This window comes from Burkholderia sp. TSV86, from assembly GCF_001522865.1.
GTDB lineage: Bacteria > Pseudomonadota > Gammaproteobacteria > Burkholderiales > Burkholderiaceae > Burkholderia.
Genome location: NZ_LOWB01000116.1, coordinates 72,879 through 96,067, shown reverse-complemented (window position 1 = coordinate 96,067; position 23,189 = coordinate 72,879). Strand labels below are relative to the sequence as shown.

18 protein-coding genes are annotated in these 23,189 nt (G+C 60.6%); 5 read left to right on the top strand and 13 right to left on the bottom strand.

Features of this window, described 5'->3' with window-relative positions; translation table 11 throughout:
- Positions 1 to 45 precede the first annotated feature (45 nt).
- The 9 genes from WS68_RS21985 to WS68_RS21945 form a co-directional block, all read right to left on the bottom strand.
- Positions 46 to 1,212: a hybrid-cluster NAD(P)-dependent oxidoreductase gene (locus WS68_RS21985; protein WP_059573081.1), complete on the bottom strand. Its 1,167-nt coding sequence runs from the start codon at positions 1,210 to 1,212 to the stop codon at positions 46 to 48.
- Positions 1,213 to 1,231: 19 nt separating this feature from the next.
- On the bottom strand, positions 1,232 to 2,473 hold the full coding sequence (locus tag WS68_RS21980) for an aromatic ring-hydroxylating oxygenase subunit alpha (protein WP_059572755.1): 1,242 nt from the start codon (positions 2,471 to 2,473) through the stop codon (positions 1,232 to 1,234).
- Between the two features lie 45 nt (positions 2,474 to 2,518).
- Positions 2,519 to 3,304: a drug:proton antiporter gene (locus WS68_RS21975; protein ID WP_059572754.1), complete on the bottom strand. Its 786-nt coding sequence runs from the start codon at positions 3,302 to 3,304 to the stop codon at positions 2,519 to 2,521.
- A complete protein-coding gene (locus WS68_RS21970; RefSeq protein ID WP_059572753.1) occupies positions 3,301 to 4,473 on the bottom strand; it encodes an electron transfer flavoprotein subunit alpha/FixB family protein in 1,173 nt (390 codons plus the stop codon). Before WS68_RS21970 ends, WS68_RS21975 begins: the two co-directional genes overlap by 4 nt.
- A 3-nt stretch (positions 4,474 to 4,476) precedes the next feature.
- A complete protein-coding gene (locus tag WS68_RS21965) occupies positions 4,477 to 6,399 on the bottom strand; it encodes a (Fe-S)-binding protein (RefSeq protein WP_059572752.1) in 1,923 nt (640 codons plus the stop codon).
- A gap of 3 nt (positions 6,400 to 6,402) precedes the next feature.
- On the bottom strand, positions 6,403 to 8,466 hold the full coding sequence (locus tag WS68_RS21960) for an NADH:flavin oxidoreductase (protein ID WP_059572751.1): 2,064 nt from the start codon (positions 8,464 to 8,466) through the stop codon (positions 6,403 to 6,405).
- Positions 8,467 to 8,526: 60 nt separating this feature from the next.
- On the bottom strand, positions 8,527 to 9,060 hold the full coding sequence (locus tag WS68_RS21955) for a DUF5943 domain-containing protein (RefSeq protein ID WP_059572750.1): 534 nt from the start codon (positions 9,058 to 9,060) through the stop codon (positions 8,527 to 8,529).
- Positions 9,061 to 9,192: 132 nt separating this feature from the next.
- Positions 9,193 to 10,164, bottom strand: coding sequence for a dipeptidase (locus WS68_RS21950; RefSeq protein WP_059572749.1), 972 nt, complete (start codon positions 10,162 to 10,164; stop codon positions 9,193 to 9,195).
- Between the two features lie 69 nt (positions 10,165 to 10,233).
- On the bottom strand, positions 10,234 to 11,508 hold the full coding sequence (locus WS68_RS21945) for a serine hydroxymethyltransferase (protein ID WP_059572748.1): 1,275 nt from the start codon (positions 11,506 to 11,508) through the stop codon (positions 10,234 to 10,236).
- Between the two features lie 433 nt (positions 11,509 to 11,941).
- On the opposite strand from WS68_RS21945, the gene WS68_RS21940 reads away from it, so the two are divergent.
- On the top strand, positions 11,942 to 12,967 hold the full coding sequence (locus WS68_RS21940; protein ID WP_059572747.1) for a GlxA family transcriptional regulator: 1,026 nt from the start codon (positions 11,942 to 11,944) through the stop codon (positions 12,965 to 12,967).
- Between the two features lie 126 nt (positions 12,968 to 13,093).
- Here WS68_RS21940 and fdhA read toward each other — a convergent pair whose 3' ends face one another.
- Positions 13,094 to 14,293, bottom strand: a complete 1,200-nt coding sequence (gene fdhA, locus WS68_RS21935) for a formaldehyde dehydrogenase, glutathione-independent (protein ID WP_059572746.1) — start codon at positions 14,291 to 14,293, stop codon at positions 13,094 to 13,096.
- 212 nt (positions 14,294 to 14,505) lie between these two features.
- The gene (locus tag WS68_RS21930; protein WP_059573079.1) at positions 14,506 to 15,528 is read right to left on the bottom strand and encodes a succinylglutamate desuccinylase/aspartoacylase family protein; all 1,023 of its coding nucleotides are present in this window, start codon (positions 15,526 to 15,528) and stop codon (positions 14,506 to 14,508) included.
- A gap of 391 nt (positions 15,529 to 15,919) precedes the next feature.
- Here WS68_RS21930 and WS68_RS21925 point away from each other — a divergent pair, with 391 nt between their 5' ends.
- The 3 genes from WS68_RS21925 (at position 15,920) to WS68_RS21915 (ending at position 18,806) form a co-directional block, all read left to right on the top strand.
- The gene (locus WS68_RS21925; protein ID WP_059514867.1) at positions 15,920 to 16,156 is read left to right on the top strand and encodes a DUF7661 family protein; all 237 of its coding nucleotides are present in this window, start codon (positions 15,920 to 15,922) and stop codon (positions 16,154 to 16,156) included.
- A gap of 163 nt (positions 16,157 to 16,319) precedes the next feature.
- Positions 16,320 to 17,240 (top strand): YihY/virulence factor BrkB family protein, encoded by a 921-nt coding sequence (locus WS68_RS21920; RefSeq protein WP_059572745.1) that lies wholly within the window; start codon positions 16,320 to 16,322, stop codon positions 17,238 to 17,240.
- 393 nt (positions 17,241 to 17,633) lie between these two features.
- A complete protein-coding gene (locus WS68_RS21915; protein ID WP_059572744.1) occupies positions 17,634 to 18,806 on the top strand; it encodes a porin in 1,173 nt (390 codons plus the stop codon).
- A 220-nt stretch (positions 18,807 to 19,026) separates the two neighbouring features.
- Here the strand turns inward: WS68_RS21915 and WS68_RS21910 are convergent, their stop codons facing one another.
- Together WS68_RS21910 and galU are read right to left on the bottom strand one after the other, a co-directional pair.
- Positions 19,027 to 19,470, bottom strand: coding sequence for an HU family DNA-binding protein (locus WS68_RS21910; RefSeq protein ID WP_059514874.1), 444 nt, complete (start codon positions 19,468 to 19,470; stop codon positions 19,027 to 19,029).
- Between the two features lie 981 nt (positions 19,471 to 20,451).
- Complete coding sequence (gene galU / locus WS68_RS21905) at positions 20,452 to 21,339, bottom strand: UTP--glucose-1-phosphate uridylyltransferase GalU (protein WP_059572743.1); 888 nt, start codon at positions 21,337 to 21,339, stop codon at positions 20,452 to 20,454.
- 588 nt (positions 21,340 to 21,927) lie between these two features.
- Here galU and WS68_RS21900 point away from each other — a divergent pair.
- Positions 21,928 to 23,094 (top strand): acyltransferase family protein, encoded by a 1,167-nt coding sequence (locus WS68_RS21900; RefSeq protein WP_059572742.1) that lies wholly within the window; start codon positions 21,928 to 21,930, stop codon positions 23,092 to 23,094.
- The last annotated feature ends 95 nt before the right edge of the window (positions 23,095 to 23,189 follow it).

Genomic DNA, 23,189 nt, shown 5'->3' with positions numbered 1-23,189 from the left:
CTCCGTCTTTACGACATGCATTTGCCAAGCCACGACGCGGCGAGCCTATTTATCAACGACTAGATCGGACAGTGGCTTGCTGCAACATAGCAGCACCATGCCTTGATCGATTTCCCTCTGGCGGATGCCGCCGTTGTGCTTCATGTCTACCTGTCCCGAGACCAGCTTCACCTTGCAGGTACCGCACATTCCCTGGGTACACGATGCTGCTAAACGCACGCCTGCCAGCCGTGCGGCATCTAGCACGTTTTGATCCGGATTGCAGATGATCTCGCGCCCGATTTTCGCGAAACTGACCGCATACTGCCGGGCTTGGGTACCGCCGGCGCTACCCGGCTCAGCACTGCACGGCTCACCTTGCACGTTGCCGCCGCTCGTCGGTGCGTCCTCTTCGATAAGCGCTTCGAATGAAAAACTCTCCTCGTGATAACGGCTTCGATCAAATCCCGCTTCGCCCAGTAGATCCCGAACAGCCTTCATATACGGCGCTGGCCCGCAAGTGAAGATTTCTCGATCGAGAAAATCCGGAGCGATCAGCTTCAATAGCGGCAGGGACAAATAACCGGTTACGCCGTGCCAGTTAGTACGCGAGCCAAGCCGCTCGCAAACGAATGCCGTGCGGAAATTCGCCTGAGATGCGGCAATCAGATCGAGTTCGTGCGCAAAGATGATGTCGTCCGGCGTGCGTGCGCTGTGCACGAACACGATGTCGCGATCTTCGGCAAGGTCGTGATGCGCTCGGCTCATCGACATCAGCGGTGTGATGCCTGAGCCCGCGGACAAAAACAGATACTTGCGCGCGGGATGCCGAGCACAACTGAATACGCCCGCAGGCCCGAGCACACGGACCGGCGCGCCGGGCTGCAGATTGTCGTGCAGCCAGTTCGACACCCTTCCACCGGGCACACGTTTCACCGTGATCGAAATCGTATGCGGCCGTGCCGGCGACGATGAGATCGTATAGCAGCGGTTAAGCGTCTCGCCGTCAATGTCCAGTTCCAGCGTGACGAACTGCCCCGGCTCGAACGAAAATGCCCGCCCCTGAGGCGAACGAAAGAAGAAACTTTTTACATCGTGCGTTTCCTGCCGCACCTGGCAGCAGACGAGCGATTCCTCGACATCGCTCGACCAGCGTTCCGGCAATTCCCTCCAGAATGCCGGACGTGTCACACGGCTGTCGATGGGCTCGAAATTCTCGGTATCTCGCATCATGTTGCACTCCGTCGCCGCGCTATACGCCAATATAGGCGGCCAGCCGGTCGATATACCATTCTGAGAATTTCTCGACATACCCTTCGGTATACGGGGAATATGGCCCCGGCTCATAGGCGCTGCTCGACGCGCCTCGTTGGGAAAACTCAACGAGCGCACGATCCTGATCGTTCGTCGCGTTCCAGACGGCAGTCAGATTTTTCAGGTCGTAATCGACACCCTCCCGCGCATCCTTGTGTACGAGCCATTTTGTCCGCACGAGCGTTTCACCCGGCGACAACGGAATAACCGAAAAAGTCACGATATGGTCACTCATGAAGTGATGCCATGAGTTGGGCTGCGTCCAGAAAGACAGGCCGCCGAGATCCGCGCGGCGGAACTCGCCAAGCAGTTTCTTCGACGCGATCTTTGCATCAAGCGTTTGGGATTCACCACTGCGATCGAGCGGCAAGCGCTGCGTGCGAAAACCGGTCACGTCGGTCAAGCGCTCGATTTCAACGGACGGCAGATTCAGCGCATCCCACTGCGCGGCGCGCTCGACGCAGACACGTTCGAACTCGGCCATGCCTTGCGCATTGGTCGGCGACGGCTGATAGCCGAATCCATATTCGTACAGCGAAACGACCAGTTCCGGATGGTTCGCGATGCAGTGATAGCATTCGCGATTGTTCTCCATCGTCAGTTTCCAGTTTCCTTTCTCGACGATGTCGACCTGTGCCGCAATTTTCGCGTTCGGCAAATCATGCGGCAGCATGTACGGCTCCATCGCCGCACGCATCCTGGCGAAATCGGCAGGCGGTTCATCGGCGAGACAAACGAACAACAGCCCCGCTAGATTTTGCAAATGCACAGGCTTGAGGCTGTGTTTGCAACGATCGAATTGCTCGCCCATGTGCTCGGCGAACATGAGTTTGCCGGTCAAATTGTAGGTCCAGCTATGGTATGGGCAAACGATATTGCCGACCGATCCCTTCCCCTCGTTGCACAATCGCGCGCCACGGTGCCGGCAGACATTGTGAAATGCGCGGATCTCCATATCGTCGTCGCGCACGATCAAAATCGAATCTGACCCAATCTCGACCGTTACGTAATCGCCCGGCTCAGGCACATCCGGTTCGACTGCCACCTGGATCCAGTGCCTGCGAAATATCGCGTCGATATCGAGTGTGAAAACCTCGTCGCTTAGATAAAACGGAGCCTCCAAGCTATAGCCTGCTTTGCGCCGCGCCACCAGCGCGCGGATGTCTGCCGATACTGTCATCTTTTGCTCCGGATTCCTTGGTTTTTGCCGACAGGCATCGTCGATTCAATAGTCGATAAGCCGATGCTCGCGCAAATACGCGAGAATCACTTGTGCTTTTTCGACCGAACTCCCTTCAATTACGACGTTTCCGCCACGGCTCTCGGTGGTCGTCGCGCTCAGCATCCGTGCATGGCCCGAACGCTTATCCTCCGCCGCGAGCTTCACCGGCTGACGAGTCGCGGCGTGCTTCGTCCACGGTGCGGCATCGGCCGATGCGTCCACCGTAACGTGCGCCGCGCGCACCGCGCCCGCCCGCAATCGTGCATATGCGTAGCGCGGCGCGGCGGTCGCGAGCGGATGCACAGCGACGACAGCGGGCAATGCCGCGTCGACACGTCTTCGCAGACCTTTCGGCAAGAACTGGCGCAGCGTCGCCCGACCCGCTTCGACGCCGACGTCTACCGCCGCCCCGGCAAATTGCCAGCCCAGTGATGCCGCCAAGCGATACGGCAACATACCGGAGTCATACGCTCCTTCCGAACGGGTTCCGGTCAGCACGAGATCGCAACCGCGCACGCGTGCGGCAAGCGCGGCGATCTCATCGTCACGGTCCACGCATTCGAGCACTTCGATTTCAGCCGCACCTAGTGCAAGATACTCGGCAAGCGCCGGATTGCCAGGATCGCCCGCATGAATCACGTCGAGCCGCGCGCCATGCTCGGCGGCGAGCGCGCGGCCGATGTCGAGCGCTGCCGCGTCGTTGCGGCTGTAGCGCGGCACCCCCGATACCGGATTGCGCCCGATCGACACCAGCACCGCGATAGTTTCAAGCCGGCGATACGTGTTCATGCAATCACTCCTTCCCGCTCATGCGAATGCTGCGCGACGCCCGTCTTCGCGTGCGCCGCGCGGGCAGCGCTTACCGCCTCGATCAATGCAGCGATCGTCGACTGAGCATCACCGACGATCGTCAGGTTCGCGCGCTTGACGATTGGGGCGCTGCCGTCAAGATTCACCGCGATCACATGTCGGCAGTCCTTGATTCCTTGCAAGTGTTGGACGGCCCCCGAAATGCCGAACGCAATGTAGACACTCGCTTCGACCGTCTTGCCAGTCGCGCCAACCTGCTTGTCACGTGCGAAGTGGCCGTTGTCGACCGCGACACGGCTTGCGCCGATCGCCGCGCCGAAGGCTGTCGCCAGTTGCTCGAATGCCGTGATGTCGGTCACGCCGTTGCCGGCTGACACGATGAAATCCGCCTCTTCGAGCGCGACTTGAGCCGCGTCGATCGCTTCGATGCCAAAATCCCGATATGCATCGCCAGCAGTCGAACCGAAGCCTGAGGACGAGTCGATCGCAAGCGCACGCGCCGCGCCCGAGAACGGGAGCTTCATTTCAACGGCGTTCGGTGCAAGCAGTACGACGTCGGGCAGCGAGCGCGTCGAGAAACTGCGTTTTGCGTCGGTATAAACGCCCACGTGCTCGGCGTCGATCTCGACAACGTGCGTCGCAACGCTCGCATTCATTGCGGCGGCATAGCGACGGCCGAGATCGCCGCTGCCTGACGCGTCGTCGGGCATGAACACGTGCTGAGGCGACAACGCGGCAGCACACGCTCGCAATGCGTCGAGTTCGCGCTCGGGTTCAAACGTCCGGCGGTCGAAATCAGGCAAGACGATCAGCGCATCGGCGCCAAACGCTCTCGCGTCGTCGATCAATGCGCCGAAAACAACGAGCACGACCTCGGTTTGCGCATCGGCAATCAGTGCAGCCGCCGCGATCGCCTGGCGCGCATGATCATCGAGCGTGCCACGCTCGCTGTGGCATGCGACCAGCAACACACGCTTTGCATCGTGCACTGCGCGCAACGGCTTCGCCGATTCCACATGCCCGGCGCGCGGCGGCCACTGCGCGGCATCGGCCGATATGCCACCCGTCTCGCCAAGCGTGATACGCCTGAACCCTGCAGCCGTCACGACGAACGGCCGGCGTGGATCGATTCTTTTGAGCAGCGTCATTGATTACTCCAGCGATGCGGCGACCAGTTCCGCGATGTCGAGCACGTCGGGCCGTGGGCCAACGACGCCTTCGAGCATCGCTGTGCAGTTCGGGCAGCCCACTGCGACTACTTCGGCGCCCGCTGTCCGCGCATCGGCAATCCGAATATCGGGAATCCGCTGCTTGCCTGGAATATCGGTGAGCGGCGCGCCGCCGCCGCCGCCGCAACAGCGGCCGCGCACGCCGTGCCGCTCCATTTCGACGATTTGGATGCCGATCGTCTTCAGAAGCTTGCGCGGCGCATCGGTCTGCCCGTTGTAACGGCCGAGATAGCAAGGATCGTGATAGGTAATACGCTTGTCACGCAGCGCTTCGGCTGCGCGCGGCGAAATTTTGCCCGCTGCGATCAGTTCCGCGATGAACTCCGTATGGTGCTTCACGGTATATCGCACACCAAGCGCCCGATATTCGTTTTGAAGACTGTGCATCACGTGTGGATCGGCCGTCACGATCTGTGTGAACGAAAGTTTGCCGAGCGTATCGATCAGGCGCGTCGCGCTTTGCATAAACGTCGCCTCGTCGCCAAGCCGGCGTGCGACGTCGCCCGTATCCGTTTCCGCCGCACCAAGCACCGCATAGTCAACGCCCGCTCGATTCAGCACTTTTACGAGCGCGCGCAGCGTGCGCTGATAGCGCATGTCGAACGCGCCTTCGCCCGCAACGATCAGCACATCGACAGGATGTGCCGGTTGCGCGATGCGCGCACCGAGATCGACCGACCAGTCGTAACGCGCTGCCACGTCATAACCGCCCATCGTGCCTGTTTCACGCAGATTCGCGAGCACTTGCGCACCCTTGCCAGGCACCGCTCCGTGAACGAGCGTCTGGTTACGGCGCATGTCGACGATCGCGTCGACATGCTCGATCAGCATCGGACACTCGTGCACGCAGGCACGGCATGTCGTGCACGACCACAAGGTATCCGCCTCGATCAGTTCGGGCACGATCGCGCGTTGTGGCGCGCCGCCATGCTTGCCGACAGGAATACCTGGCGTGGGACTGCCCGCATAGGCCGAATCGGTGCCGCCCGCCATCCCGACGACAAGATCTTGGATCAGCTTCTTCGGATTGAGCGGCTGGCCGGCCGCGAACGCGGGACACGCGGCTTCGCATTTACCGCACTGCACACATGCATCGAAGCTTAGTAGCTGATTCCATTGGAATTCCAAGGGTCTCGCGACGCCGAATTCGTTATGTTCGACATCGACGGGCTTCAGCGCGTTCGGCGGTATCGCCGGGCCGCCCGCATACGTAGCACGCGTCGCGTCGAAGCGCTCCTGGCGCGGATGAAACGCAAGGTGCAACAGACCGGCAACCGCATGCTTCATCGGGCCGCCGCGCGCCGCGCCCACGGTCATCGCGAACGCGCCCGCACCGGTCATCAGCGCACAGATCAACGCGAATCCGCCCGACATCACCGACGCCGGCACGAACACCAACAGCATGAGACCGAGCGAGAATGCCCCAAGCAACCACGGCAGCGTATTCCAGGGGCCGCGCGACAGCCTGGCAGGCACGTCCTTCGCATGCCGCCGGCGCCAAACGTACACCGCGCCGACGAACATCACGAGCGCTGCAATGAAGATCATTACATCGAGCCACGGCGAATAGAGCGCAAGCCCGTAATTGATGAACACGAGCATGAGCGCAGCTATCGCGCCGCCAGCGGTCGCGACATGCGTTTTTGCGATATATGGATCGCGGGCAACGACATGATGCAGATCGACGAAATAGCGCTTCGGAATTGTCAACAGGTTGGTAATCCCAAACGTGCCGGGCGCGCTCGCGCGGCCAAGCCGCCAGTATGCCGCCCGCTTCGCGACGGCAAACGCGAGCCCTATGATCGACATCCACAGCAGCACGGTAATCAGAATGGCCGGATTCATCGGTCAGAAATCCTTAGCAAGTCGCAGTGCATCGTAGATTGCGCCGTGGATGTTATGCATCGAGATGCAATCGCCGACGCGAAACAATAGGAAACGGCCGTTACCCAGCGCTTCGGACAAACACGGCTGAGGTTGTGCGGCGAAGAGCTTATGAACGTCGATCTGCCCGCGGTTCACCGATTCTGGTTTCAATTGCCAGTACAGCACATCGTTCGGCGCGATACCGTTTTCGATCACGACTTGATCGACCGCGCGCTCCTCCTGTTCTTCCGTGTATTCATTGCGCAACACGGCGATCTTCTTGCCGTCCTCCTCATACACGCGATCGAGCCAATAATTCGGCGTATGGATCACGCCCTGCGCATACAGCCTGCGATAGAAGATCGGGAATGTCGTGCCGCCGCAATCGTCAGCAACCTTCACGTCCGGCGTGACGATCTCGACCTGAGAGCCGCGGCTTGCGATGAAATCCGCCACGCCCGCGCCCGCGTGCGTGCTGACCCCGTCGTAAACCAGCACGTTGCGCTTCGGCTCAACGCGGCCCGACAGAATGTCCCAAGCGCTGACCGCGAGGCCCTCGGCGACACCCCATGCGCTCACCTGCGATGTGAAACTCGCGCCGCCTGTCGCAAGCACGACGATATCCGGCTTCTCGGCCAGAATCGCTTTCATATCGGCTTCGACACCAAGCCGCCGATCGACGCCCAAACGCTTCGTTTCCAGGTCAAACCAGCGGACGATGCCAGCCATCTGTTCGCGTTGCGGCGCCTTGGCGGCCAGCAGGATCTGCCCGCCGACTTCGCGATTCTTTTCGAACAACACAACATCGTGACCGCGCGCACGCGCGACGCGCGACGCCTCGAGTCCAGCCGGCCCCGCGCCGACGACGACGACCTTGCGCTTCGGGCCGCGCGATTTCTCGATCACATGGGGCATCGTCGCTTCGCGCGATGTCGCCGCGTTCTGCACACACAACACGTCGAGCCCGTTGTACTGACGGTCAATACAATAGTTCGCGCCGACGCACTGCTTGATCTCGTCCTCACGGCCATCGCGGATCTTGATGACCATATGCGGATCGGCGATCTGCGCACGCGTCATCCCGACGAGGTCGACCATCCCGTTCGCGAGCAGCCGCTCGGCCTGCCCCGCGTCGCGAATGCTCTGTGCATGCATCACCGGCACCTTGACGACCGATTTGATGCCTGCCGCGAGGTGCACGAACGGCTCCGGCGGCAACGCCATCGGCGGCATGCAATTCGCGAGCGTATTGTGTGTATCCGCTCCCGAGCCGATTACGCCGAGATAATCGATGAGGCCCGTGTCGGACATTGCATGCGCAATCTCCTTCAACTGCACGTGATCGAGGCCGTCCTCATGAAATTCGTCGCCGCACATCCGCAAGCCGACGCAGAAATCGCTGCCGACCGCTTCGCGCACCGCACGCAGCACCTCCAGACCGAAGCGCAAGCGGTTCTCGAGGCTGCCGCCCCATTCGTCGGTCCGGAAATTCGTGCGCGGGCTCCAGAACTGATCGATCAGATGCTGGTGCGCGGCGGAAATCTCAATGCCGTCCATGCCGGCGTCTTTCACACGCTTGGCGGCTGCGGCAAAATCGCCAATGATGCGGCGAATCTCCTCCGGTTCGATCACTTTCGCATTGCCGCGATGGACAGGTTCACGCACGCCGGACGGCGACATAAGATGCGGCCAATGCTCGCCATGGAACGCCGAGCGGCGGCCCATGTGGGTGGCCTGAATCATGATTTTCGCGCCGTGCCGATGCATCGCTTCGGCAAGGCGAGCAAGCGGCTCTATCACTTTGTCGGTCGACAAATTAACCGATTTCCACCAACCTTGCGGGCTGTCGATCGATACCGGGCTTGATCCGCCACAGACAGCAAGGCCAACGCCGCCTTTCGCTTTTTCCTCGTAATAGCGAATATAGCGCTCGCCCGGCAACCCGCCCGGCTCGGCATAGACTTCGGCATGCGCGGTGCTGACGATCCGGTTGCGCAGCGTGAGCTGGTTCAGCGTCAGTGGTTTGAACAAGTGGGGGTAACGCATTGCGATCGACCTCTGACGTTTATGCTAGCGAGATGTGATGTTGACCTGACGAATATCGTGTCAGTGCGCAAGCGGCGACACTTCGAATACGCAATAGTCGTGCCCTTCGGCCGAACATTGCGTCTCGCGCGACCACGAGCGCGGCGCGTTCTTATTTTCCGGTGTCGTATCGTTGACCCAGTCCATTGCACCGGCGAACCAGCCCGCGAACATGTAGCAGAGCTTGCCTTCCTTGCCAGGCTGCGCGAGTACGAACGACGAGTGGCGCAGTTCGATGCGTGCGCGCGCATGAATAGGGTCAGCGTCGATGATCGAAAACAGTCCCCAGCCGCGCTGAGACAACCTTTTCAGGTAATGCTCGAACACCGCAAGCCCGGCGAGCCCGTGCTGTTTCGCTTCCTTATCGCACCAGTGATAGGCCGACTTATAGCCGGCTCGATAGAGAATCTGCGCGTACACGTCGCGGCCAAGGGCTTCCTCAACCGCCGTGTGATTGTTCGTGAAAAAATGTCGCGGCACGTATAGCATCGGCAGCGCATCGGTGGTCCAGACGCCGGTAGTCGGATCGACGTCGATCGGCAATTGCGGTTGCATCGTGTGGCTCCGAGAAAATTGCGTGTGTCGCAGCGGCTTGCGCGCGGCACTTATCCATATGCCGTGGCGAATTTCGGCTTATTGAATCAAGTGTTCCAATGCACAGGAATTCGGATATTTGATCGGGTGAAACTAAGCGCCCCAAACTTCCTTGAACACGCGCACCCAGTTTTCGCCCATGATCTTGCGGATGCGCGTCTCCTTCCAGCCTGCACGCTCCATCGCGGCCGTCAAATTCGGAAATTCGCCGATCGTGCGGATACCTTCAGGATTCACGATTTTCCCGAAATTCGTGAGTCGCCGGTAACGCCCCTTGTCATGAGTGAGCCAATCGAAAAATTCGACGCTGTAGCCCTGTGTAAAATCAGTGCCAATACCGACCGTATCCTCGCCAACCAGATTTACGACATAGTCGATTGCTTCGATATAGTCGTCGATCGTCGCTTCGATCCCACGTTTCAGGAACGGCGCGAACATCGTCACGCCGACGAATCCGCCGGCATCGGCGATCTCCTTCAACTGCGTATCGCTTTTGTTGCGCGGGTGTTCCTTAAGCCCGGACGGCAGGCAATGCGAATAGCAAACGGGCTTCTTCGAGAACGCGATCGCCTCCGACGACGTATTGCCGCCCACATGTGACAAATCGACCATGATCCCAACACGATTCATCTCGGTAATCACTTCGCGGCCGAAATCGGACAATCCGCCATCGCGCTCGTAGCAGCCGGTGCCGACAAGATTTTGCGTGTTGTAGCAGAGCTGAACGACGCGCACGCCCATATCGGCAAACGCCTCGATATAGCCGAGGTTGTCCTCGAATGCGTGCGCATTCTGAAAGCCGAGGATCACGCCAGTACGGCCCTTCCGCTTAGCCCGCAGGATGTCATCCGTCGTGCGCACGAGCGTCAACATTTCGCCGTTGTCGCGAATCTGCTTTTTCATCTGCGCGATGTTGTCGACCGTCTTCGCGAAGTTCTCCCATACCGACACCGTGCAGTTTGCGGCCGTCACGCCGCCTTTGCGCATATCTTCGAATACCGAACGGTCGAATTTCGAGATATTCAGGCCGTCGATGATGATGCTGTCTTCGTGCAGCGTGCTCATGGGTTGAAGGCTCCAGTCTGTTTTTGCGCGTAATCCGGTTCGGCAATGCAGCGGCCGGGGGGTCGATTTTCAATAGATCGGAAAACGTTCGCAGAGCGCGAATATCTCCCGGCGCACCCGTTGTTCAGTCGCGCGGTCTCCTTCGGGATTCGCGCGCAATGCATCGAGCACCTCGACGATCAACCTGCCGACCTCACGAAACTCCGCGACGCCGAAACCGCGCGTCGTACCGGCCGGCGTGCCCAGGCGAACGCCGGAGGTAACCGTCGGTTTTTCCGTATCGAACGGAATCCCGTTTTTATTGCACGTGATGCCTGCACGTTCGAGCGCCTGCTCGACCTGCATGCCCTTCAGCCCTTTGGGCCGCAAATCGACAAGCAGCAGATGATTGTCGGTGCCGCCCGTCACGAGATCGACGCCGCCCGCCTTGAGCACGTCACCGAGCGCTTGCGCATTCGCGAGCACTGCATCGATATAAGTCTTGAAGCTGTTCGCCAGCACCTCGCCGAACGCCACCGCCTTGCCGGCGATCACGTGCATCAGCGGGCCGCCCTGCAGACCGGGGAACACCGCCGAATTGATCTTCTTCGCGATCTCGTCGTCATTGGTGAGCACGAAACCACCGCGCGGGCCGCGCAGCGTCTTGTGCGTCGTCGACGTGACGACATGCGCATGCTCAACCGGATTCGAATGCCGGCCCGCGGCGATCACGCCGGCGATGTGCGCCATGTCGACCATCAGCTTCGCGCCAACGGCATCGGCAATCGCCCGGAAGCGGGCAAAATCGAGCTTGCGCGGATACGCGGAAAAGCCCGCGATAATAAGGGCCGGCCGATGCTGATGCGCGAGTTCATCGATTTCGTCATAATCGATTAGCATCGTGTCGCGATTAACGCCGTACTGAACCGCGTTGAACCATTTACCGGACAGCGCAGGTTTCGCCCCGTGCGTCAGGTGTCCTCCCGCGTCGAGCGACATTCCAAGCACCGTGTCGCTCGGCTTCGCGAGCGCCAGCATCACGGCGCCGTTCGCCTGTGCGCCCGAGTGCGGTTGCACGTTCGCATGCGCCGCACCGAAAATGCGCTTCACGCGCTCGATTGCCAGCGCCTCGATTTCGTCCACGCATTCGCAACCGCCGTAGTAGCGCTTGCCCGGGTAGCCCTCCGCATACTTGTTCGTCAGCACCGAGCCTTGTGCTTCGAGCACCGCTCGCGACACGATGTTTTCCGAAGCGATCAATTCGACCTGGGACTGCTGCCTTTCGAGTTCCTTGGCGATTGCGCCGCGCACGGACGCATCGCACTCGGCAAGCGATTGCGAAAAGAATGGGTTGGCGTTCGACATCGAGCTTTCCGTCACTGGAGTGGAGGATGGCCGCAAGACGCGGCCAAGCCCGTCTCGCGGCGTTCCGGCGTGCCTTCGAAGCAAGCGCCGACGGCTCTATTCTTGTCGTTCGGATTTTTTGCCGATTGATGAATTCAGACGCTTTCTTTTCCTTTTCCGACATCCGCGTCCGTTTTGAACAAGTAGCGCCCGGCTGCCCGATCCGGACACTAAAAAATAACGTTCATACTGCGCGCGGCACTGACACAGTGCCGCCGCTGCACCCGTGTCGAGCCACGGCTCCCGCACACGGTGCAATGCAGCAACGCGCATGCGCGCGCCGGCCGCTTCGATCTAGGGTTTAGCCGTATGGCACGCTTGTTGCGCTCGCTCCCACAATACGCGAGCCGAGTGCCCCGGCGTCGCATCGAGCTCAAATAAGGAACGTTCCCCCATGTCGCCCGACCGCACCGCGTCGATGTCACATTTCGCGTTCATGCCGCTGCCGAACTTCACGATGATCGCGTTCACCAATGCGATCGAAGTCCTCAGGATGGCAAACTATTTGAGTGGTCAGTCACTTTATCGCTGGTCGATCATCAGTCCGAATGGCGGCACGATCACCGCAAGCAATGGGCTCGCGGTCGATACCGGCCCGGCCGAATGCGTCGGGCAGCCGGACGCCGTATTCGTCTGCGGGGGCGTCGACGTGCAACACTCGACGCTACCCGAACACTTGGCCACGCTACGCCGCTTCGCTCGTGCCGGCGTCACGCTCGGCAGCCTGTGCACCGGCACTTATGCACTTGCGAAAGCGGGCCTGCTGGTCGGCTACGCGTGTGCGATTCATTGGGAAAACCTGTCGGCGCTGAAAGAGGAATTTCCCGACACGCGCTTCCTGAAGGAATTGTTCGTGATCGATCGCGACCGTATCACTTGCACGGGCGGCGTCGCACCGCTGGATATGATGCTGAACCTGATCGCCGCGCGCGTCGGCACTGCACGCGTCACGCAGATCGCCGAGCAGTTCATCGTCGAGCACGTGCGCGACACGCATGCGCAGCAACGGATGCCGCTTGTCGCACGGCTGGGTTCCGCGAACAAGTCGCTGTTCGAAGTGATTTCGCTGATGGAAAACAACATCGAGGAGCCGCTGTCGCGCGAGGAACTCGCTCGGCTGGCAAATATGTCGCAGCGGCAATTGCAGCGGCTCTTTCGCGAGCATCTCGGCATGACGCCGACGCATTATTACTTGACGCTGCGCCTGCGCCGCGCCCGCGAATTGCTGCTGCAGACCGACATGTCGATCATGCATATCACGATGGCCTGCGGCTTCCAGTCCGCCTGCCACTTCAGCAAGAGCTATCGGGATGCGTTCGGCACCGCGCCGACGCGCGAGCGCCGCAAGCAGGTTGCCCCGCTCGCTCAATCCGCGCTGCCGGGTAGTGCAACCGCGTCGCCGCTGTTGCTTCACGCATGAGACTGCACTCGGCAGCCGCTCGGGATTCCGAATCATTCGAAGCTTGCCGCTCCCCCGCGAGGAAGCGGCAGAACGCTGCCGGCGCGCTCGATTGCACCGGCAGCCCGCGCGCAACGAAAATGAAAATCAAGCCGCTTTCAGCATTCCATGCGGATCGATGACGAATTTGCGCGGCGCGCCGCCGTCGAACTTCCGGTAGCCTTCGGGCGCCTGATCGAGCGGGATCACCGTTACGTTGACGATCTGCGCGATCGGCAGCCGGTCGAACAAGATCGCCTGCATCAGATTGCGGTTGTATTTGAGCACGGGCGTCTGGCCGGTGTGGAACGTGTGCGACTTCGCCCAGCCCAGGCCGAAACGGATACTTAGGCTGCCGTGCTTCGCGGCAGTGTCGACCGCGCCCGGATCGTCGGTCACGTAAAGGCCCGGAATCCCGATCGCGCCAGCCGGCCGCGTAATCTCCATCAGCGCGTTGAGCACTGTTGCAGGCGCCTCCGCTTCGTGGCCGGACGAACCGTGACCGTGGGCCTCGAAGCCGACGCAATCGATCGCGCAATCGATCTCCGGCCTGCCGAGAATCTGCGCGATCTGCTCGCCGAGCGTCGCGTCCCGCGACAAATCGACAACTTCGAAGCCCATCGCCTTCGCGTGCGCGAGGCGCTCGGCATTCATGTCGCCGACGATCGTGCACGCCGCGCCAAGCAGGCGCGCCGACGCGGCAGCCGCCATCCCGACAGGCCCGGCCCCTGCGACGTACACGGTCGACCCCGGCTTCACGCCAGCAGACACCGCGCCGTGATAGCCCGTCGGCAGGATGTCGGACAGGCACGTGAGATCGCGAATCTTCGCCATTGCCTGGTCGCGGTCGGGAAATTTCAGCAAATTGAAATCGGCATAGGGGACGAGCACGTATTCGGCCTGACCGCCAATCCAGCCGCCCATGTCGACATAGCCGTATGCGCCGCCCGCGCGCGCGGGATTGACGTTCAGGCACACGCCCGTGTGCTGTTCGCGGCACATCGCGCAGCGGCCGCACGCGACGTTGAACGGCACCGACACCAGATCGCCGATCTTCAGCGTCTCGACGTCGCGCCCCACCTCGATCACCTCGCCCGTGATCTCGTGGCCGAGCACGAGGCCGACGGGCGCGGTCGTGCGGCCGCGCACCATGTGCTGATCAGAGCCGCAAATATTCGTGCTGACCACTTTCAGAATGACGCCATGACCAATCGCACGACCGCTCGGATCGACCATTTTCGGATAGTCGATGCTCTGCACTTCGACGCTGCCTGGCCCTTGATACACGACACCTCGGTTGCTGCTCATCGCATTGTCTCCATGTCTCGTTGGCATTGCGCCGCACACCGCCGGGCCGGCGCCCGGACGTCAGCCGGCGTCGCGCACGCCTATCGAGCGTAGCTCGCAAGCCGAGGGAACAAGCAGCCAAAACCGACACCGGCTTGACGATGCCCGCCATCACCGATGCTGCGGCGCAACGTCAACGGGAATGAACAATATGATGTGACGCAGCGCAGGCGTCATGCCGCGGCGTCGTCCTCAGCGAGCTGGAACAGGCAATCGCCGCGCTGCACCTGGGCGGGCACGCGCTTGCAGACCACCTCGCCATCGCTGTCGAAACATTGTGTGACCGGCTGGCGCAGCGGCGTGTCCGGAAAATGGATCAACGCCGCCGGCTGACCGGCCCGCACCCGCTCGCCGAGTTCGACGAGCGGCTCGTAAAGCCCCTTGTCGTATGCGTAGACATAATGCCGAGCGCCGGCCACCCGCATGAAGCGCGTCCGGGCCGGCGGGCCGTCCGGCACGAGATGGCCGTGTAGCGTGCCGACAAAGCCGAGAAAATGCAGCAGCCCCTGGCGCGCGTCGCGAATCAGCGCGGAATCGGACATCCCGCCGCCGCCAAGCTCGGTCAGGATCGAGATTGCGCCTTGCCGGCGCGCAGCAGACGACGCATGCACTGGATTAGGCGCGTGTACGAACGCGCGCGGCAAACCAAACGCGGCAAGCAGCGCGCGCACGCGCGCGCGTTCGGCCGCATCGCGCGGTTCGAGCGCAAGCATGTTGCCGCCGTGATACAGCAGCGAGCTGCCGCCCGAATGCAAATCGACGAGATACTGTGCGCGCGGCAGCAGCGTGTGTTCGATATAGTCGGCGATTACCGCGGTCGGCGAGCCCATCGGGTCGCCAGGGAAACTGCGGTTCAGATTTCCGCCGTCGAGCGGCGACACGCGCAATCCGGCCTCCGCCGCCGGAAAATTCGCCATCGGCAAAACGATGAGCTGCCCGTCGACCATTTGGGGATCTATTTCTGTCACAAGACGCGACGCAACAATCTGCCCTTCGTACTCGTCACCGTGATTGCCCGCCAGCACGAGCACCGTCGGGCCGCTGCCGTTGCGGATCGACACGATCGGCAACGGGATCCATCCGTATGCCGAACGGTGGACCGAATGCGGCAAACGCAGATAGCCCGCGTGCTTGCCGTCGGCGTCGAGATCGATTTCACAGTGGATCGGATTGCGAAAGCCAGGAGTGTCGGTCATGATCGGCATCGGCCGGCGACGGCCGCAGGGCAAACGACGCGATGCGGGCAAGCTTACTTGGAATCGTTCTCATGTAAACGGCACGCAGTCCTCGCGGACAACAGGATCGTAACGTGCGGCCATACTGGCTGAAACCATGGAAGCGTCTGATCGTTATCCGCATCGCGTTGCTTTGGATAGCGGACGAACGGGATTGCCGCCGTGCAAATAGCCGCAATCCGCCGATTCTGCTAACGTGGTCCTGCCTCGCATGCAACGCACGCGCAATCGACAGAATAGAAGAATCGAGCAAGCGCAATGCGCACCGACGCATGCGCCGACGCAATCGCGGCCGCCGGCGCGCTTCGCCGGCCCCGGCGGCGAAAGCCCTCCCTCCCACGGAGATCGCCGTATGGCAACGGAATATCAGTTCGACGTGTTTGGCAAGCAGATCTGGGTCGAGCGTGTACAAGATCGCTGGGTGCCGTTCTATCCCGGCAACGACGGCAAACGCCGCCCCGCACATTTCGTGATCCCCGATTTTCTCGACGCCGCCGAGTTGGGCCAGTATCTCGGCGATCTGTTCCATGAGAGCGCAACCCCTGACAAAGGCAACGTCAAGCGCCTCGATCTTCCGGAGCCGGACTGATCCGGCCCACCCTGATTCCGCGGCCGCCGGCCGCACGAACCGCCCCGGCCGCCGCCTGCTACGCCGTCATGCGCAATTCGAATAAACTTTTCGTGCCGAATGGCATCCGAACGCAGGACAGCCAACCACACCGGCGCCGCCCGCGCCCCGGTACGCATATTCGATGAAACTTCAGATTCCTCAGCAATCGGACAAGCTCGTGCGCCATAACGTCAACTGGGTGCTGAACGCCTTCAAACGCTTCTCAGCCGACCGTTGCCCGGCCATGGCGGCAAGCATCGCGTTTTACGCCGCGTTCTCGCTTGCACCCACGCTCGTGATGGTGATCGCCGTTGCAGGCTGGTTCTTCGGCGCCGACGCCGCGCGCGGCGAAGTGTTCAACCACGTGCACGAGCTGATCGGCAACGAAGCCGCGGCCGGCGTGCAGACGATCGTCGAGAATGCTCACCGCAGCGGCAGCCGCGGCGGCGTAGCGGCATTGATCTCGTTCGCGATGCTCGCGATCGGCGCATCCGCGACGTTCGCGTCACTGAACACGGCGCTGAGCATCATCTGGCCTGCCGACGGCGAGCGCGCGTCGTCGGTGCTCGGGCTCGTGCGGGTCCGGCTGATTTCATTCGGGCTGGTGCTCGGCGTCGCGTTCCTGCTGATCGTCTCGCTCGTGCTCGATACGGCGATCACGTTCATCGGCCACTGGCTTTGGGGCAATTCGCCGTATGTCATTATCGGCAATGCCTTGCAATTCTCGGTCGGCATTGCCGTGCTCGCCGCTGCGTTCGGCACGCTGATGAAATTCCTGCCGGACGCGCGCGTGCCGTTTCGCGATGCGATGACGGGCGGCATCGTCTCTGCCGTGCTGTTCTCGGCGGGCAAGAAACTCTTCGCGCTGTATCTCGCGCACGCGGGCACCGCAAGCGCGTTCGGCGCAGCGGGTTCGTTCGCAGTGCTGCTGATGTGGCTATACTTTTCGGCCGCCGTGCTGCTGCTCGGCGCGGAATTCGCTGCAGCGCGCAACGCCACGCATCTTCGCGCCCCAAAAGAAACCCCTTCCCCAACCGCAGTGCGCGACCGTTCATCCGGTTAATTCGACGGCCATGCAATCCTGGAATCGCAATATTCCTTCGAATTCCATACTGTTTTATTTATTTTTGCTTTCTCGGATTTCTCTTACCACGTACTCACCGGGAAAGTAGCCCGCATCTCACCCGCAAACGTTTGCGAGCGCCTTTTTTTACATCAAACCGGTAAAAATGCGCAGCTTTGCAAATAGCCGCCCTTTCCAGAAACAATCGCAGAACAGCACCGGGAATTCCCACATCAAATAGAAATAATTCATTATGTATTTGATGTAAAAGGGATTTATAGCAACTGTCACCTTTATGAGACACTTTTTGTTTTTATGATTCCTTACGTTGGGTGCATTACGCTATTCTGCAAATCGCAACAAAAACGATTGACTCGCGTGGAGAAAAACCCAATGAAAAAGCTCACTTTGTCGACTCTGTCTCTTGCACTCCTAAGCGCTGCCGGCGCAGCTCATGCGCAAAGCAGCGTTACGCTATACGGCGTCATCGACACGTCGATCACCTACGTCCATGGTGTCGACGGTCAGGCCAAGAATCTCTGGGCAATGGGCAGCGGCAACCTGCAGGGCAGCCGCTGGGGCCTGAAAGGTGTCGAGGACATCGGCGGCGGCTTGAAGGCGATCTTCCAGTTGGAAAATGGCTTTGATTCGGCCACTGGCCACCTCAATCAAGGCGGCCGTATCTTCGGCCGTCAAGCGTTCGTTGGGTTGCAAAGCAACCAGCTCGGTACGCTCACGCTCGGCCGTCAATATGATCCGCTCGTCGACCTCGTACAGCCGATCACTGCCGACAACTATTTCGGCTCGCTGTTCGCCACCCCGGGCGATGTCGACAACAACGACAACAGCCTGCGCGTGAACAACGCGGTCAAATACACGTCGCCCGTGTATGCCGGTCTCCAATTCGAAGCCATGTATTCGTTCGGCGGCATCGCGGGCCGCGCGGGTTCGGGCCTCACGTACTCCGTGGCGGCGGCTTACAACAACGGTCCGTTCAGTATCGCAGGCGGCTACTTCAACGCAAACAACCTGCTCACCGCGAATCGCCCGAACAATGCGTGGACCGCGCCATCGGCGGACGCGCTGTTCGACAGCCACATCAACGACGCCTACATGAGCGCGCGCAGCGTAGCGATCGCGCAAGTGGCCGCGCAATACGTGTATGGTCCGTTCACGTTTGGCGCCGGCTACGCGAACTCGGAATTCGATCGCGACGGATATTCTGTAGCGGGCTTCCACAAGAGCCAATACTATGACACCGGCCGCGGCTTCGTGATCTATCAGGCCACACCGGCGCTGATGCTCGGCCTTGGCTATATCTTCACGAAATCACGTGGCGACGCGGACGCGAAGTACCATCAAGTTTCGGTGGGCGCCGACTACTCGCTGTCCAAACGCACGGACGTCTATTTGGCAGGCGCGTACCAGCACGCAAGTGGTACACAGCTGATCAATGCCGGCGGCACACTGGTTTCGCAGCCGGCGCAAGCATCGATCGGCTCATACGGCTACAACGGCACGAAGAACCAGGAAATGGTCGCGGTCGGCCTGCGCCACAAGTTCTAAACACGAAGGCGCCGTCTGCACGTACTTCGGTTTCGCGACAATGCATCCACGCGTCGCGAAGCCGAAACCGCGCAGTCAACCCGATATGCACGCCAACGGCATGTTTTATACATGCTTCGAACGATTCGGCATACGGACAAAAAAACCCCGCGTTTTCACACGCGGGGTTTTTTTAGGACTTATCGCAAGCAGGATGATTCCGGCAAACCGCACGCCGTCCTTACGCTGCTGCGTCCTTCAGCTTCTTCAGCGCACGCGCCTTGACGCGAACGCTCGCCGGCTTGGCCGGGAACCAGCGCTCTTCACCGGTGAACGGGTCCTTGCCGAAGCGCTTCTTTTTCGCTGCCACGGCTTGTGCGGTGATCTTCAGCAGGCCCGGCAGCGTGAACTCGCCCGCACCCTTCTTGTGGATCGAACCGAGGATAGTGTTCTCGAGCGCTGCCAGCACTGCCTTCACGGTCTTCAGCTCGACCTCGGCGCGCTCGGCGATGTGAGCGGCGAGCGATGCCTTGGTGAACGAATCCTTGATCGGCGTCGGAGCGGCGGGCGCCTTCGCGACGGCCTTCTTGGCTACGACTTTTTTCACGGGCGCTGCTTTCTTGGCAGCCACTTTCTTGGCCGGTGCGGCAGCCTTCTTGGCTACCTTTTTTGCGGAAGTCGCCATGTTTCTCCTACCAGGTGTGGTCATTGGATACACGAAGCGCGCAACATGCGAGCTTCAACGCCGGATTCTACAAGCGCCGCGCCGCTTCGTGCAGCACTTTTGTGCGTATTTAGCGGGTTTCCCGTAGATTTTGTTGCGTGCCGCCGACTACGATCCCGCATTCACCCGTGTAGACAGAGGTTTTCGTACCGCGCTCAAGCCTGCGGCGACCGGGAATCGCGCTCGGGATTTGCATTCCTATACTTTCCGCCGATATCGCATTGCTCGGAACCTGGATTGCGCGAAGTCCGCTACGTGAAGGATCTCGACGGCATACTCGCTGCCGCCGTCACACCCGTTTTCGCTGCTCATCGAGCGGCACGCCGGCTCGGTCGATGCAGTCAAGCTCCGCGTCCAAGGTATTTTTCTCGATCAGCGGCGCTCTGATCGTAGGCTAGCCGCATCGCAATCAGCGCACGATCGAGCCCGGTGCTCCAGGTTGGCGCTACGCGTTCCGGTTGACGAGCAGGTCTGCATCCGGTCGAGACGCTGCGCGAAGAAGCGGGCCGATCGCCCACCACGGCACCGTCGGCTACGGTTGCCACATGCTCCACCATCTGATCGCAGCGCATTCCGGCGTAATACAGGCGGCCGGCCAGAGGCTGCACGTACCGCCGTCGCAGCGCGCGCCGCCCTTCGGAATCCCGTGATTGCCGCTCTCGGCACTGCTTGTCCACCTATGAGGCAGTATCAAATGCGCGCTCGGCTACAAGGAACCGCTAAATGCCGCATTGCGCGATCGCTGCGCGACGCGAAAAGCCAGGTTCTCGATACCCCTAACGACTCGCCGCGCGCTGCCGAATGCGTCATCCCGCGACGTTGCCCACACCGACGCCCCTGCCTGCGATGACGCATCGAACAAAATCCCCGCTTCAAGAGAACCGGGGATTACGGAACCATCGCCACACACCGCGGCATTTCAGAATTCAGAACAAAACGCCGTCATGCAACCGACGCGGCCACCGACAAACAGGTCCGTAAATAAGCTTCGAAATCGCGGCCCACTTCCGGATGCTGGAGCGCAAGCTCGACGGTCGCCTTCAGATAGCCGAGCTTGCTGCCGCAGTCGAAGCGCGTGCCGTAATAGCGGTACGCGAGCACCTGCTCTTCGGTCAACAGCGACTGCACCGCGTCCGTCAGTTCCAGTTCGCCGCCCGCGCCCGGCTTGGTCCTGCGCAGATGCTCGAAAATGCTCGGCATCAGTATGTAGCGTCCGACGACGCCGAGATTCGACGGCGCCTGCTCCGGCGCAGGCTTCTCGACGATGCCCGACAGCTTGATGATGTCCTCTTCCCACTCGCGTCCCTCGACGACGCCATACGAACGGCTATCTTCGCGCTCGATGGTTTCGACGCCGATCACCGTGCTGTGATAGTGATTGAAAACGTCGACGAGTTGCTTAAGCACGGGTTGATCGCCATGCAGCAGATCGTCGGCGAGAATCACGGCGAACGGCTCGCCGTGCACGAGCTTTTCCGCGCACTGCACCGCATGGCCAAGCCCGAGTGCCGAGGGCTGACGCACATAGAAGCAATCGACGTGGCTCGGCTTGATGCTGCGCACGAGTTCGAGAAGTTTTTCCTTGCCGCGCGCCTCTAGCTCGGATTCGATTTCGAACGACTTATCGAAATGATCCTCAATCGCACGCTTGCTGCGGCCCGTCACGAAGATCATTTCGGTGATGCCAGCATTGATCGCCTCCTCGACCGCATACTGGATCAGCGGTTTGTCGACTACCGGCAACATCTCCTTGGGACTCGCCTTGGTCGCCGGCAAAAACCGTGTGCCTAGGCCGGCAACGGGAAACACGGCTTTGGTGACTTTCAACATGATCGCATCCCGAATATTTGGAGGTAACCCGGCTATCGGAGGTCGATATCCGGAAAACATCACACTAAATTTATCGTCCAATAATTAAATTTTTTGTTATTTGATATGAGATTGCCTGATTCACCTCCATGCGCTCGACCTTAATTGCCGCAAGGCCGCTCAATCCCGCCGCCGCGCCACTTGCTTTTCGATAGCTTGCCGATTCGATGCTCTATTTACCACTACTATTCGAACTCCTCCGAATAACGCGCATCGTGCCGCCCCAAGCCGCGGCAATTGATCGGCTCGTTCTTCAGCGCATCCCGATAAGCCGACAAAACGGCCATTATGAGCAATATGACACCGATCGCGATCCAATGAATATCCATTGCGAACTCCGCACCCGTTCGGTTGAAGCCACAAGCTAACAGAAAAAAATCGGTAAATAATTAATTATATGTCGGCGCTTGCACCAATACTGAAAACCAATGAGATTATTCACCTCCGTCTGATTTCATATTTTTTATTTCCCGTTCGAATTTATTGCGGATTACGATCGGCCGTCGTCCTTTGCGCGTTTCTCATTGTCATTGTAAGGAGCCGGATCGAATGGATGCGTGGAGCAAGGCACCGGACACACGGCCGGTCATCGCCGAGAAAGAACATCTGATCGACGCGCTGCGCGGCTTCGCGGCACTCGCCGTCGCATATTTTCATTGCCGGCAGGTCGTATGGGTCGGCATGCAGAGCTTTTATCGCGCACACGGCCATTCGCTCGCGCCCGACGTATTGCTCGGCTATTTGACGTTTCCGTTCGCGTGGGGCAGTGCGGGCGTGCCGATCTTTTTCGTGATCAGCGGCTACTGTATCCACCGCAACGCAGCACTGCGATTCGCCGCCGATCCGTCGTACCGGCTCGACGCGCCGAACTTCTGGGCCCGTCGCCTCGTGCGAATCTACCCGGTGCTGCTCGCCGCGCTCGTGCTCACGCTCGCGCTCGACGCAATCAGCCTGCAATTCAAGCCCGTCAGCCACAAGATCCGCGATATTGGGCCGACTGCGTTCGTCGTCAACCTGCTAGCGCTGCAAGGGGTGGCCGGCTATACCTACGGGTCCAACGGCGCATTGTGGACGTTGTCGCTCGAAGTGCAGTTCTACGCTGTTTATCCGCTACTGTTCGCGGCACGCCGGCGTTTCGGCATCCTGCCCGTCGTTATCGCGGTCTCGCTCGTCAACCTGGTATCCGCATGGGTGTGCATACGTCACGATATCCAGTTCTTCACATCGTACTGGCTGCCGTGGATGCTCGGCGCGTGGATTGCCGATGAACGCGCACAGCGACGGATGGCCCGCGCCATGCCGTCAGGGCTCTGGCATGCGGCGGCAGCCACCGGCATCGCGCTCGGCTGTATCGCGTTTCATTTTGGGCAGTACGGCGCATTCCAGCTCTGGGCCGCCGGTTTCGCATGCTATCTATACGCGGCGCTGGCGCGGCCCGTCTCGGCTTCCTTGCCAATGCGCGTGCTGTCTTGGTTCGGCAACTTCAGCTATTCGCTATATCTGATCCATTTACCGCTTTTCGTATGCATCGGCTCGGTGCTCTATCAGTCGGCGCTGCAGATGTCGATCTGGCCGTCGTTTGCGTCCATCGCAGCCGTCTTGCCGCTCGCGTATCTGTTCTATCGGGCGGTCGAGCGGCCGGCGATACGTTGGTCGGCCAGTCTAAAGCCGAAGCGGGACGCCACGGCCGCCGCGAGGCGGCAAATGCCGGTGTGAATCCGGCAGTCGCCCCCAAATGGGAAGACAGCCAACGCGAGATGCGTGACCATGCTCCCCAAGCGTATTTCCGGGTCTAGGAGCGCCACCGGTAC

What these genes read in the sequence shown, in the direction of transcription:
- WS68_RS21915 (WP_059572744.1), top strand. Translation starts at nt 17,634, where the DNA reads ATGAAAAAGCTCACTTTGTCGACTCTGTCTCTTGCACTCCTAAGCGCT.
- WS68_RS21965 (WP_059572752.1), bottom strand. Translation starts at nt 6,399, where the DNA reads ATGAATCCGGCCATTCTGATTACCGTGCTGCTGTGGATGTCGATCATA.
- WS68_RS21955 (WP_059572750.1), bottom strand. Translation starts at nt 9,060, where the DNA reads ATGCAACCGCAATTGCCGATCGACGTCGATCCGACTACCGGCGTCTGG.
- WS68_RS21920 (WP_059572745.1), top strand. Translation starts at nt 16,320, where the DNA reads ATGAAACTTCAGATTCCTCAGCAATCGGACAAGCTCGTGCGCCATAAC.
- fdhA (WP_059572746.1), bottom strand. Translation starts at nt 14,293, where the DNA reads ATGAGCAGCAACCGAGGTGTCGTGTATCAAGGGCCAGGCAGCGTCGAA.
- WS68_RS21960 (WP_059572751.1), bottom strand. Translation starts at nt 8,466, where the DNA reads ATGCGTTACCCCCACTTGTTCAAACCACTGACGCTGAACCAGCTCACG.
- WS68_RS21940 (WP_059572747.1), top strand. Translation starts at nt 11,942, where the DNA reads ATGTCGCCCGACCGCACCGCGTCGATGTCACATTTCGCGTTCATGCCG.
- WS68_RS21925 (WP_059514867.1), top strand. Translation starts at nt 15,920, where the DNA reads ATGGCAACGGAATATCAGTTCGACGTGTTTGGCAAGCAGATCTGGGTC.
- galU (WP_059572743.1), bottom strand. Translation starts at nt 21,339, where the DNA reads ATGTTGAAAGTCACCAAAGCCGTGTTTCCCGTTGCCGGCCTAGGCACA.
- WS68_RS21910 (WP_059514874.1), bottom strand. Translation starts at nt 19,470, where the DNA reads ATGGCGACTTCCGCAAAAAAGGTAGCCAAGAAGGCTGCCGCACCGGCC.
- WS68_RS21950 (WP_059572749.1), bottom strand. Translation starts at nt 10,164, where the DNA reads ATGAGCACGCTGCACGAAGACAGCATCATCATCGACGGCCTGAATATC.
- WS68_RS21985 (WP_059573081.1), bottom strand. Translation starts at nt 1,212, where the DNA reads ATGATGCGAGATACCGAGAATTTCGAGCCCATCGACAGCCGTGTGACA.
- WS68_RS21945 (WP_059572748.1), bottom strand. Translation starts at nt 11,508, where the DNA reads ATGTCGAACGCCAACCCATTCTTTTCGCAATCGCTTGCCGAGTGCGAT.
- WS68_RS21980 (WP_059572755.1), bottom strand. Translation starts at nt 2,473, where the DNA reads ATGACAGTATCGGCAGACATCCGCGCGCTGGTGGCGCGGCGCAAAGCA.
- WS68_RS21975 (WP_059572754.1), bottom strand. Translation starts at nt 3,304, where the DNA reads ATGAACACGTATCGCCGGCTTGAAACTATCGCGGTGCTGGTGTCGATC.
- WS68_RS21930 (WP_059573079.1), bottom strand. Translation starts at nt 15,528, where the DNA reads ATGACCGACACTCCTGGCTTTCGCAATCCGATCCACTGTGAAATCGAT.
- WS68_RS21970 (WP_059572753.1), bottom strand. Translation starts at nt 4,473, where the DNA reads ATGACGCTGCTCAAAAGAATCGATCCACGCCGGCCGTTCGTCGTGACG.
- WS68_RS21900 (WP_059572742.1), top strand. Translation starts at nt 21,928, where the DNA reads ATGGATGCGTGGAGCAAGGCACCGGACACACGGCCGGTCATCGCCGAG.